This is a genomic window from Undibacterium sp. Ji83W, assembly GCF_049340385.1.
Classification (GTDB): Bacteria; Pseudomonadota; Gammaproteobacteria; order Burkholderiales; family Burkholderiaceae_D; genus Undibacterium.
This window is the reverse complement of the sequence record NZ_JBMPOZ010000002.1, coordinates 444,047-456,800: the sequence shown is the minus strand read 5'-3', so window position 1 is coordinate 456,800 and position 12,754 is coordinate 444,047. Positions and strand designations below refer to the sequence as shown.

Below are 12,754 nucleotides of genomic sequence, written 5' to 3'. Positions count from 1 at the left end.
TAGTTTCTGATTGCCTCATTTTGACTGAACCACTTGCCACACCGAATGCAAACGGCATTCACGATACAGAAGTAGAACATATTTTTGGCTTGACTGGACCATTAAGTGCGTCCATTAATGGTTATCGCCCGCGGCAGGCGCAGACAGAAATGGCAAAAGCCATTGCCGATGCCATTGCCGGGCAAAAAACCTTGCTGGCAGAGGCGGGCACTGGCACCGGCAAAACCTATGCATACCTCACACCAGCATTGCTATGGGGCGGCAAGGTTATTGTCTCTACAGGGACTAAGAATCTCCAGGATCAACTGTTTTTGCGCGATATACCTACCATACGCAAAGTATTAAAGGCACCGGTATCGATTGCCTTGCTCAAGGGCAGGGCAAACTATCTTTGCCATTATCATCTGGAAAGAACCATACAAAATGGACGTCTGAGCTCGCGTGAAGATGTTGGTTATTTGCGTGATATCAGCCGTTTCATTAAAACCACAATGACTGGTGACAAGGCAGAACTGGCACGCGTGCCAGAAAATGCCTCGGTCTGGGGTCTGGTGACGTCAACCAAGGATACCTGCATGGGGTCCGAGTGCCAGTATTACCAAGACTGCTTTGTCATGAAAGCGCGCAAGGAAGCACAGCAGGCAGACGTGGTCGTGGTGAACCACCATTTGTTTTTTGCAGATGTGGCTCTAAAAGATACTGGTATTGCTGAACTTTTGCCTTCAGCAAATACGGTCATTTTCGATGAAGCCCATCAATTACCAGAAACAGCCACCCTGTTTTTTGGTGAGACGGTATCGACCTCACAGGTGCTTGAGCTTTGCCGCGATGTACTGGCCGAAGGTTTGTCGCACGCGCGTGATGGGGCAGAGTGGGCCAAGCTGGTGGCACCAGTTGAGCGGGCAGCCCGTGATTTGCGGCTGGCCTTTCCGCAAGACATAGTGCGCTACTCTATAGATCAGATCGCGCCTTCCAGCCCCTTCTTTGAGGCGCTGGAGACCTTGAAATCCAGTATGGACGACATGATTGCAGTGTTGGAGAAACAGGCAGAACGCGCAGAGACTTTGGAGCAATGCCGGGCACGCTCGATTTTGCTGGCTGAGCAATATGAAAAATGGAATGCCACCGACGATGGTAAATCTGGCGACTATGTGTTGTGGGTAGAGGCGTTTTCCACCTCTCTGCAATTGCATCGCACGCCTTTGTCGATAGCTCCTATTTTTAACAAACAACGCGAAGGCGTGCCACGTACCTGGATTTTCACTTCCGCCACGATGGCGGTAAAAAATGACTTTAGTCATTATGTCTCGCAAATGGGCTTGTGGGATCAACCGGCACGTACCTGGCCCAGTCCTTTTAACTATCAGGAGCAGGGTTTCCTGTATGTGCCAAATGGCATGCCACAGCCCAACTCCTATGAATACATGGATGCGGTCATTGACGCTGCTTTGCCAGTCATAGAAGCGGCCGGTGGCAAGACATTTTTGCTGTGTACGACTTTAAAAGCAGTGAAACATAGCGCCGAACGCTTGCGCGATGAATTCCAGAAGCGCGGCCTGAACTTCCCTTTATTTGTTCATGGTGACGCAGGCAGAACAGAGTTATTGGATCGCTTTCGTGCAGCAGGCAATGGCGTGCTCATCGGCAGTCAAAGTTTCTGGGAGGGAGTAGATGTGCGCGGCGATGCCTTATCACTGGTGATTATTGATAAACTGCCTTTTGCTCCTCCCGATGACCCGGTATTGTCCGCCCGCATCGCAGCGATGGAAAAAAAAGGCTTGAACGGCTTTGTTCATCATCAATTACCTGAAGCCATCATCAATTTGAAGCAGGGTGCCGGTCGCCTGATCCGGGATGAAGGCGACAAAGGGGTCTTGATGATCTGTGACCCACGGCTCATTTCAAAACCCTATGGCAAGCGCATCTGGCAAAGTTTACCTAGTTTCGCGCGCACCAGGGAGCTGGCAGATGTGCAGGCTTTTTTCAAGAAAATCCAGACTCCTGTTGCTTAGAGGTAGTGTTTTAAGTTGTTTTTTTAAATAAACGGCAGTTCGTCGTTCTGCCGTCTTATTTGATCTGCGTCATTTAATGGTCAGACGTCACCAGATACTGACGCGCTCCGTTGGAGCCAGATACATCTGGTCTCCTTCTTTGATTTGATAAGCATCATAAAAACTGGAAATATTACGCAAGCTGCCATTTGCACGTATTTCTGCTGGTGCCCTGAAATCGCTCTTTAATTGCGTGATCATTAAATTTTTCAAGACTTTGCTACGCCAAACCTGGGCGTAACCCATGAAGAAACGCTGATCGCCAGTCAAGCCATCGATAGTTGGTGCGGTTTGGTCGGCGAGCGATATTTTGTATGCTTTGTAGGCGATAGTCAGGCCTGCGTTGTCCGCAATATTCTCATTAAAAGTCAATTCCCCATCAACCCAGTAACCAGGGATTGGACTGAAAGAGTTATATTGTTTAATAAGAGGACGGGCTTTTAGCGCGAATTTGTCACGGGTTTCCTTGGTCCACCAGTCGCGTAATTTTCCTGATGCGTCGTATTGTGAGCCTTGCTCGTCCAGGCCATAGCTGATCTGACGCCCAATGATTGCACCTATAGCACCATAATTGACAGCATCATCTACGCCGGGAGTAAAGTATGGCTGGTGCAACATGGCTGCCGGAACAACGATCTCATTTAATTCTGGATTATAGTAGGCATTTGCTGTTTGCGGAGTGATTCCCCATTCATCGCGGTTAATTGATGAGCCCAATTTATTCAGATTAAATTGTGAGTCGAAATTACGGATGTTGCGCAGGTTTCCAAGTGGGTCTCCTTTCTTTATAACTAATCCGGAATAATCACGCCATTTTTCTGGATAAGCTATTTTGGGCATGATGGTGTCCAGTTTTGCCAGGGCTTCCTTTTTTGTTTTAACGTCCATCCAATCGAGCGTCGTGACACTCTGCTTGTATGCAAGCAGCAAATTGCCAACTATTTTTTCTATTTTTGTTTTATTTTCTACAGAAAAATATTTGGCAACATACATTTTCCCTAGACTTTCACCCATGCCGAAATTAATCAGACGTGTGCCTCGCTTCCAACGTGCCTCCTCCGTAGTTATGCCGCGCAATGTGGTGGAGTTAAATGTGAAGTATTCATCACTGATATCTTTCGGTAATGTAGTTGCGGCAGAGCGAAGGATGTGCCATTTGAAATAGGTTTTCCAATCGTCCAGAGAAGTGTTTTGTAATAATTTATCCAGAGCGGCAAAGTAACTTGGTTGGCTAACAATGACATAGTCGATTTTGTCTATGACGCCCAGATTTTTAAAATAGACATTCCAGTTATATCCAGGCATCAGCTGATGCAATTGATGGATTTCGACCCTGTTATAGGCTTTGATGGGGTTGCGCATTTCAACCCTGCTCCATTGGATTTTAGCGAGCTCCGTCTCTAAAGCCATGATGGCGTTAGCATGTTTTGTCGCTTCCTTGTCGCCGCCGAATGTCAGCATTTTTTCAATATGCTGTACGTATTTTTTTTGTATGGTTTGCAGTTTTACATCGTCGTGTCTTAGGTAATAATCACGATCAGGCAAGCCCAAGCCAAATTGACCTAAGTCCACTACATATTTACTTGTGTCCTTGCTGTCTAAATGAATCTGGAATTCATAAGGCGCACTTATCTGAGCTTTGTTTAACCAGGCAATCAATGTCGGAATTTGGCTTTTATCAGTCATAGCATCCACTTTAAGAAACTCACCTTGCAAGGGTTTGTTTCCCGTAGCTTCAATTTGAGCTGTATCCATGAAAGCAGAATACAGATCTATCATTTTTCTTCGCTCAGCATCTGTTTTGTTTTTTGATTTGAGTAGCTCTTCAATGATCGATTGCAGAGCCGGAAATGTGGCTTCATTTAAATCACTGTAGGCACTGACAGATGATTTACCGATTGGAATGTCTGTATTTTTTAACCATATTCCATTTACGTAACGAAAAAAATCATCTTGTGGTCGTACCGAAAAATCATTGTTAGCAAGGACAATTCCCGACTGTACCGATGCTGTTTGAATGGAATCAGCCGCATAGGCAAGGCTGCTAATACCTATGCTTGTGACTATCAGGGCAAAGGTTTTATGGATTTTAAATTTCACTTGAAGTCGGAGAGCAAGTTATGTTGTGGATTTAAATTTGAGGGGGGCAGGTATAGCGCATTTTTTCGCATCGAGCCTGACAATGAAATTACGAAATGATAAATACTTGCCTTGATGCCGCTCCAATATGCACTCTAAGTTCTCGATGCATTACTGATGATTTTGTATGCTTGCGTCAAAAGTGTTTGAGGCCAGTCAACATACGATGACATAAGCAGTTGAAAGTTGTGAGAAGTAAAAAGACAAATAATAAGGCAGGTAACATGAATTACGTAGTTACCTGCCTTGCAGTTGCTAGACTGTGAGTCTATGACGATGACAGTCGTTACCAGATACTGACACGCTCAGCAGGTGTCAGGAACATCTTGTCACCTTCCTTGAGTTTGTAGGCATCATAGAAGCCCTGCATGTTGCGCAGGCTGCCATTTGCGCGGATTTCTCCTGGGGAGTGCGGATCTGTCTTCAGGCGCGTAATCATAGTTGCTTCACGCATTTTTCCACGCCATACCTGTGCAAAACCCATGAAGAAACGCTGGTCGCCAGTCAGCCCGCCAATGACCGGTGCTGGTTTGCCACCAAGTGACAATTTGTAGGCTTTGTAGGCAATTGCCAGGCCGGAGTTGTCTGCAATATTTTCACCCAAGGTCAATTCGCCGTTAACCTTGTAGCCAGGAATAGGGCTGAAAGCCCCATACTGCTTGACCAGGACAGCAGTTTTGGCAGCGAATTTGTCATGATCTTCTTTCGTCCACCAGTCGCGCAAATTGCCCACGCCGTCATATTGCGCACCCTGATCATCAAAGCCATGGCTGATTTCATGACCAATGACGGCACCTATGCCACCATAGTTGACTGCATCGTCAGCCTTGGCATTGAAAAATGGCGGTTGCAGTATCGCTGCCGGGAAGACGATCTCATTGAGCTCGGGATTGTAATAGGCGTTGACGGTTTGTGGCGTCATACCCCATTCATCACGATCTACTGGTTTGCCAAGCTTGTTCAGTTCAAATTGCGCGGCATACATGCGGGCGTTGCGCAAGTTGCCGACTGCATCGCCTTTCGTAATGTTCAAGCCAGAATAGTCGCGCCATTTGTTTGGATAGCCAATCTTCGGCGTGAAAGTGGCCAGCTTTGCCTGTGCTTCTTTCTTTGTTTCCGGGCTCATCCAGTCCAGCGTATCTATACTTTGTTTATAGGCCAGCAGTAAATTGCTGACCAGTTGCTCCATTCTTGCTTTGCTTTCCGCTGGGAAGTGTCTGGCTACATAAAGTTTCCCCAAGCTTTCGCCGAGTGCAGAATCCGCCAGTCGCACGCCACGTTTCCAGCGTGCTTCCTGTTTTGGAACGCCAGACAATACCGTGGAGTTAAACGCAAAACTTTCATCGCTGAATTTTGTTGGCAACTGTCCTGCGGCAGAACGCAGGATATGCCATTTGAAATAGACTTTGAGATTTTCCAGGGACGTATCTTGCAAAATCTTGCTCAGGCCTGTCAGGTAACTAGGCTGGCTGACGATGATGTAATCGACCTTGCCTTTGACGCCCATTTCGGCAAGATAAGCATTCCAGTCATAGCCTGGTGTCAAGGCATCAAGTTTGTTTATTTCAATTTTATTGTAAGCCTTGACTGGATCTCGCAGTTCAACCTTGGTCCATTGTATTTTTGCGAGTTCTGTTTCGAGCGCGAGTACATCTGCCGCATGTTTTACTGCCTCTTTGTCACCAGCAAGCGTCAGCATTTTTGCTATATGCTTCTGATACTTCGCGCGGAAATCTTTTAATTTCGCATCATCATTGTTGAGGTAATACTCACGGTCAGGCAAACCCAAACCAGCCTGGGTTACGTCAAATACGTATTTGGTGGAGTCCTTGTTGTCCTGATGAACCTGGAAATCATAGGGCGCACCTATACTGGCACGGTTTAGCCATGCCATCAGACCAGAAATCTGTTTTTTGTCCGTCATGCCATCTACTTTGGCAAATTCAGCTTGCAAAGGCTTCAGGCCCAGGGATTCAATGTGTGCCGTATCCATGTAACTGGCATACATATCCGCAATTTTTTGCGCATCTGTTCCTGGTTCATTTTTTGTTTTGGACAAACTTTCGATGATGGAGTGCAAATGCGGGATGGTCGCTTCGCGCAAGTCCATGAAGGCACCGGCTGAAGATTTGTCGGCAGGGATTTTGGTATTTTTTAACCAGCGGCCATTCGCATGGCGAAAAAAATCGTCCTGGGCACGCACTGTGGCATCGTTATGCATGGATTCTATACCTGACAACAGAACTGGTGTCGCCGATGCCGCTTTTGCTGGTTCTGCGGCAATTGCTAGCTGACTGCCAACTGTGCCGGCGATCATCAGCGCGATAGCGCTAAGTACTTGTGCTTTCACTTTGGGGTCTCCTGAGAGTGAAGGTAGGAATAAAAATAAGACAGCCTTTTAGGCTGTCTTTGGTAATTATTGCAAAAGTAAATAAATCGTTTGCAACAATTCCTCGTCTGCTTAAGACTGCAAGAGTTTAACGAAGTTCGCGAGATTTAGTAAAAGTTTCAGGTAATTTCTTCCACTCTGTGGCAGGCGACCAAGGTGTTGTCAAACGAACGCAGTAGCGGCATTTCTTGACGGCATCTTTCATTGGCATATGGACAGCGATTATTGAAGGCACATCCAGGTGGTGGTGCCAGTGGGGACGGCAATTCGCCGTCCAGCATCATTTTCTGCTGACGTTGCGAAGGGTCAATACGAGGTGTTGATGCGAGCAATGCCCGGGTATAAGGGTGCAGAGGGCGTTTGAATATGCTTTGCTTGTCGCCATGCTCAACGGTTTTCCCAAGATACATGACCAGCACATCGTCAGCTATATGCTCAACCACCGACAGATTATGGGAGATGAACAGATAGGCAACACCGTTTTGTTGTTGCAAATCCATTAATAAATTCAGTACTTGTGCCTGTATAGACACATCCAGGGCTGAGACTGGTTCATCGGCGACGATGACTTCAGGATCAAGCATGAGTGCCCGGGCGATAGCAATACGCTGTCTCTGTCCACCTGAAAACATATGCGGGTAGCGTCCATAATGTTCAGGTCGCAAGCCTACTTTTGTCATCATGGCACGTGCTTTTTCTTCCCGTTCTTTTGATGACAGGCGAGTGTTGATCACTAGCGGTTCTTCCAGCATGGCCCCGACTTTTTTACGAGGGTTCAAACTGGCATAAGGGTTCTGGAACACCATTTGCACCAGAGGCCTCACTTGTTTGAGTGTGAGCTTGTCGGCATGGGCAATATTTTTGCCACCCATCCACAACTCACCGCTGCTCGGCGTTTCTATCATGGTGATCTGGCGTGCGAGAGTGGATTTACCACAACCTGATTCACCAACCACGGCCAGGGTTTTACCAGCAGTTAGCTGGAATGAGACGCCATCCAACGCTTTGGCCAGTGCTTTGGGTTTGAGAAAGCCTTGTGATACCGGATAATGCTTGGCCAGATTTTTTGCTTCCAGTAATACAGGAGTAGTAGTGGTATTTTGCATCATGCGGCCTGATTAATTTGTGTTGCTTGCCATCCATTACCTGGTACGCCTTGTGCATCCAGAGGGAAGTGACAACGTACCTGGGCATTTTCCTGTCCCTGCAATTGCGGTCTTTCAGATTGACAGCGTTCGGTCGCATAACTGCAGCGTGGTGCCAGCAGGCAGCCTGCAGGTCTGTCATAAAGGCCAGGTACCACGCCAGGGATAGTTTGCAGACGAGCCTTGCCAAGATTATGTTCTGGTAAAGCTGCCAGCAAGGCCTGGGTGTAAGGGTGTTTTGGTGCGTCGAATATTTCTGGCACTGTGCCAGTTTCCAGTACCTGGCCTGCATACATGACTACAACGCGCTTGGCAGTTTGGGCAACCACGGCCAAGTCATGGGTGATCAGCATCAGGGCCATGCCACGTTCACGCTGCAATTGCAGTAATAATTCCAGCATTTGCGCTTGTACGGTAACGTCCAGTGCAGTGGTAGGTTCATCTGCAATCAGCAGGCGTGGGTTGCAGGCGATGGCAATAGCCACCATCACGCGTTGGCTCATGCCGCCTGAGAGTTGATGCGGATAGGCATTCATGCGCCTTTCCGGGTCGGGTATATCGACCTGCTTCAATAAAGCCAGTGCCTTGGCGCGCAAGTCTTTTTCCTTGCCACCCTGATGCAGGCGCAGGGTTTCCATCAACTGGAAGGCCACTGTGTAGCAAGGGTTCAGGCTGGTCATGGGGTCCTGGAAGATCATGGCAATATCCTTGCCCAGCAATTGCCTTCTTTCCTTATCCTTCATTTTCAGCAGGTCACGTCCATCGAATTCCATCTGGTCTGCACGTACACGGCCAGGGAAATCAATCAGCCCCATCAAGGCCAAAGAGGTCACACTTTTACCTGAACCCGATTCGCCGACGATGCCAACCACTTCACCTTGTTCTATGAACAAGTCAAGACCATCAACTGCCTTGAATGGCTGAGCTTCCGAGCCAAATTCAACGCGTAAATTTTTAATATCCAATAATGGTTTCATGTTGAATCTTTGTTCAGCGTTTTAACTTGGGGTCGAGTGCGTCGCGCAAGCCATCACCCATGAGGTTAAAGGCAAGTACAGAAATCAGGATTGCCAGACCAGGGAAAGTGACTACCCACCAGGCGCTTTGTATGAATTCCATGGCACTGGCGAGCATTGAGCCCCATTCAGGTGTGGGCGGTTGTGCACCAAGGCCCAGGAAACCCAGAGCTGCGGCATCCAGTATCGCCGTGGAAAATCCCAGTGTAGCCTGGACGATAATGGGGGCTGCGCAGTTCGGTAATACACAATTGAACATCAGGCGCAAATTGCCAGCGCCTGCAATGCGTGAGGCGTTAACGTAATCCTTGTTCAACTCACCACTGACTGCTGCACGCGTCAGCCTGGCATATGAAGGCATGAGGACGATGGCAATAGCATACATGGCATTCATCAGGCCAGGGCCGAGTATGGCTACGACTGCGATTGCCAGTAACAGGCTGGGCAGGGCTTGCAGGATATCCATGAAGCGCACGATGATCGTTTCCAGCATGCGTGCGAAGCGCCCGGTCCAGCTACGTGAAAAACCTGCGATCAAGCCCAGGGTCACGCCGACACTCATGGATAGAGTGACCGATACCAGGCCTATGAACAGCGACAGGCGTGAGCCATGAATGAGGCGGGACAAAATATCACGGCCAACCGGATCAGTGCCCAAAATAAATTTACTACTACCCGTTGCTGTCCAGGCAGGAGGGGCCAGCGTAGATTCACGAAATTGTTCTATGGCAGAATGCGGAGCTATCCATTCAGCAAACAAGGCACACAGACAGAGTATGCCAACCAGCACCAGGCCGATGACGGCACCGCGATTTTGTTTAAAGTAATGCCAAAATTCAAGTAGTGGGTGAGGCGGTGACAAGTTTGCGGTAGCAGCTACTGCATTGGCAGGTAAATTGGTATTGCTCATAATTCTGCGATCAAATCTTTTAAATGATGAGTGAAATTACGTATGGCCGCATTGTATTAATGGCGTATGCGTGGATTGATCACACCATACAGCACGTCGACAATCAGGTTGACGGTGATGACGATGGTGGCGATCAGTAATATTCCACCTTGCACGGTTGGGTAATCACGCCTCTGTATCGCTTCAATCAGCCATTTGCCTATGCCAGGCCAGGAGAAAATAGTTTCAGTCAGGATGGCACCAGCCAGCAATGTACCGACTTGCATACCAATAACGGTGATGACAGGTATCAGGGCATTGCGCAAGGCATGCACCCAGACTACCCGCATCCATGACATGCCTTTGGCGCGTGCCGTGCGCACATAATCTTCTTTTAATACTTCCAGCATCGCAGAGCGGGTCATGCGGGCAATGACAGCCAGTGGAATCGTACCAAGTGCAATAGCAGGCAAGATCAGATGCATGACGGCTGATTTGAAAGCACCTTCTTCGCCTGACAGCAGGCTATCGACCAGCATCAATCCAGTCACATGCGGCAGATCAAACAAAATATCGATACGGCCAGACACCGGTGTCCAGCCCAGGGTCACAGAAAACATCAGGATGAGCAAGAGCGCCCACCAAAAAATAGGCATGGAATAACCAGTCAGGGAAGCGCCCATCACAGAATAATCAAGAAAGGTATTGCGCTTCAATGCGGCCAATATACCCGCTGGCAGACCAAGCACAACCGCAAAAATGATTGCGCATAGCGACAATTCCAGTGTTGCCGGGAACAGGGTGAAAAATTCTTTGCTGACCAGTTCTTGCGTGATGATGGATCGACCCAGATCACCCTGCAAGACCTTGCCCAGATAAGAAAAATACTGCTGGTATAAAGGCTGATCGAGTCCATACAGGTGCATAAGGCTGGCATAGCGCTCTGCATCCATACCGCGCTCGCCCGTCATGGCTTCTACAACATTACCAGGTATCAAGTGTATCAATGAAAAAACCAGCAGCGTGATGCCAAGGAAAGTGGGGATGACTACACCCAGGCGTCGGAGAATAAAACCCAGCATCGAAAAACCTTTTTCAAACAAAATCCATCAGGACAACAATCAGTTTCAGATAACCTGAAAACAGCGCGTCAGATACAACGGTGGCACTAATTTGCAAAAAACTTGCAAATTAGTGCCACGCTTGGGAAATGCTTATTTATCCAAATCTACTTTTTTAAAGTAATGATGTGCAGTGGAATCCATTTTGAAGCCAATCACATTCTTGCGCACTGGTGTGTAGCGCAAAGAGTGTGCCAGTAGCAGCAAAGGCGCTTCCTCGCGTACTATTTCCTGGGCTTTTTCATAAAGTTTGGCTCTTTCGCTTTGTTTGGGTGTCAATTTGGCTTTTTGGATCAAATCTTCATAATCCTTATTGCACCACCTTGGGATATTGCCGCCGCCTTTGACCGCTTCACAGCCCAAAATTGGTTCAAAGAAATTATCTGGGTCACCATTGTCGCCAGACCAGCCAAACATCATGGCATGCTGCTCACCAGTTTTGCTGCGTTTTTTATACTCTGTCCATTCGTAAGTGGTCAGCTTGGTTTTGACACCAACTTTGGCCCAGTCTGCCTGGATCAGTTCAGCCATGCGCTTGCCGTCTGGATTGTAGGGGCGGGACACCGGCAAATACCAGAGCTCAACTTCCAGGCCATTCGCATAGCCTGCCTTTGCCAGCAATTCTTTGGCCTGGGCGACATCGTAAGGATATTCCTTGATCTTGTCGTTATACGACCACATGGTAGGAGGGATAACGTTCTTGGCGATTTGTCCTGTGCCTGCGTAGACAGATTTCAATATCGATGCACGGTCAACAGCCAGATTCAAAGCCTGACGCACCAGCTTGTTATCAAAAGGTTTTTTCTCCACATTAAAGCCGACGTAGCCAATATTCAAGCCTTGTTGTGACAGCAGTTTGATATTGGGATCGCTCTTCATCAATTCCACATCTGCCGGTTTTGGCAAAGCCATGACATGGCATTCGCCCGCCTTGAGTTTGGCATAACGTACCGATGCATCCGGGGTGATTGCATATACCAGGTTGTCGATTTTCGGGCGCCCATCCCAATATCCATCATGTGCCTTGTAGCGGATGATGGCATCTTTTTGGTAAGAGACGAACTGGAATGCGCCTGTGCCTATGATTTCTTTATCGATCAGTTCTGGTGTTCCTGCCGCCTTCATTTTCTGCGCATATTCAGCAGAATGAACAGACATGAAGTCCATTGTCAGTGTGGCGAGAAAAGGTGCTTCCTGACGTTTGAGTTTAAAGCGTACGGTCAGGTCATCGACTTTTTCAAGTTTATCAACGATCTTGTTAATGCCCAGATCCTGGAAGTAGGCATAGGTTTGTCCAGGTGTATTTTTATGGAAGGGATGATTTTCATCCGCCATGCGGTAAAAGCTGAAAAGTATATCGTCAGCATTCAGGTCACGGCTGGGTTTGAACTTGGCATTAGTATGGAACTTGACGCCCTTGCGCAGCTTGAAGGTGTAGGTCAGGCCATCAGCAGAAATATCCCAGGATTCTGCCAGGGCAGGGGTGATATTGGTGGTACCGGTTTCCATTTCTACCAGGCGGTTATACATGGGTACTGAACCTGCATCTGCAGTCGTGCCAGTGGTAAAGAATTGCGGATTAAAACCTTCTGGACTACCTTCAGAGCAAAATACCAAAGTCTTTGCAGCCATCGCTGCACCAGCATGCAAACCTGCAAATGCGCCAATGACAACCAAAGCACCAGTCTTCAACAGCCAATTACCTTTTTTCATCCAGACTCTCCACAGTGAATAAGTACCAGTAAAAACGACAAAACGATTGTGCCATAGCCGACTGCACAGATTTTTGTATTGTGCAGCAATTCGATAAGATTTGTATTATTTTGTTACAAGCCCGAAGAAAATTTTGAAAATAAAACGACCAAACCTGAATGAAGCTATTGAGCCGATTCACTTGCAAAGAAGATTTGCCGGATGTTGCAAATATGATGCACTGCGGTGATTGGCTTTTGTCTTGGTCTGCATGGAAGCAAGAAATATATTCCGGTATCGAAGTTTTATATA

8 protein-coding genes are annotated in these 12,754 nt (G+C 47.7%); 1 reads left to right on the top strand and 7 read right to left on the bottom strand.

Going from position 1 to position 12,754, the window contains the following annotated elements:
* The first annotated feature begins 17 nt into the window (after positions 1–17).
* Entirely contained in the window at positions 18–2,012 is a 1,995-nt protein-coding gene (locus ACO0LD_RS06170) for an ATP-dependent DNA helicase (protein ID WP_423005043.1), read from the top strand.
* Positions 2,013–2,099: 87 nt separating this feature from the next.
* Here ACO0LD_RS06170 and ACO0LD_RS06165 read toward each other — a convergent pair whose 3' ends face one another.
* The 7 genes from ACO0LD_RS06165 to ACO0LD_RS06135 all read right to left on the bottom strand — a co-directional run bounded on the left by ACO0LD_RS06165 (position 2,100) and on the right by ACO0LD_RS06135 (position 12,463).
* Positions 2,100–4,151: a M13 family metallopeptidase gene (locus tag ACO0LD_RS06165; RefSeq protein WP_423004797.1), complete on the bottom strand. Its 2,052-nt coding sequence runs from the start codon at positions 4,149–4,151 to the stop codon at positions 2,100–2,102.
* A 325-nt stretch (positions 4,152–4,476) separates the two neighbouring features.
* Positions 4,477–6,507, bottom strand: coding sequence for a M13 family metallopeptidase (locus tag ACO0LD_RS06160; protein ID WP_423005041.1), 2,031 nt, complete (start codon positions 6,505–6,507; stop codon positions 4,477–4,479).
* A 191-nt stretch (positions 6,508–6,698) separates the two neighbouring features.
* On the bottom strand, positions 6,699–7,685 hold the full coding sequence (locus tag ACO0LD_RS06155; protein WP_423005039.1) for a peptide ABC transporter ATP-binding protein: 987 nt from the start codon (positions 7,683–7,685) through the stop codon (positions 6,699–6,701).
* On the bottom strand, positions 7,685–8,701 hold the full coding sequence (gene dppD, locus ACO0LD_RS06150) for a dipeptide ABC transporter ATP-binding protein (protein ID WP_423004795.1): 1,017 nt from the start codon (positions 8,699–8,701) through the stop codon (positions 7,685–7,687). Before dppD ends, ACO0LD_RS06155 begins: the two co-directional genes overlap by 1 nt.
* A 13-nt stretch (positions 8,702–8,714) precedes the next feature.
* Positions 8,715–9,650 (bottom strand): ABC transporter permease subunit, encoded by a 936-nt coding sequence (locus tag ACO0LD_RS06145; RefSeq protein ID WP_423004793.1) that lies wholly within the window; start codon positions 9,648–9,650, stop codon positions 8,715–8,717.
* Between the two features lie 56 nt (positions 9,651–9,706).
* Complete coding sequence (locus tag ACO0LD_RS06140; RefSeq protein WP_423004791.1) at positions 9,707–10,711, bottom strand: ABC transporter permease subunit; 1,005 nt, start codon at positions 10,709–10,711, stop codon at positions 9,707–9,709.
* 132 nt (positions 10,712–10,843) lie between these two features.
* A complete protein-coding gene (locus ACO0LD_RS06135; RefSeq protein ID WP_423004789.1) occupies positions 10,844–12,463 on the bottom strand; it encodes an ABC transporter substrate-binding protein in 1,620 nt (539 codons plus the stop codon).
* Between the last annotated feature and the right edge of the window lie 291 nt (positions 12,464–12,754).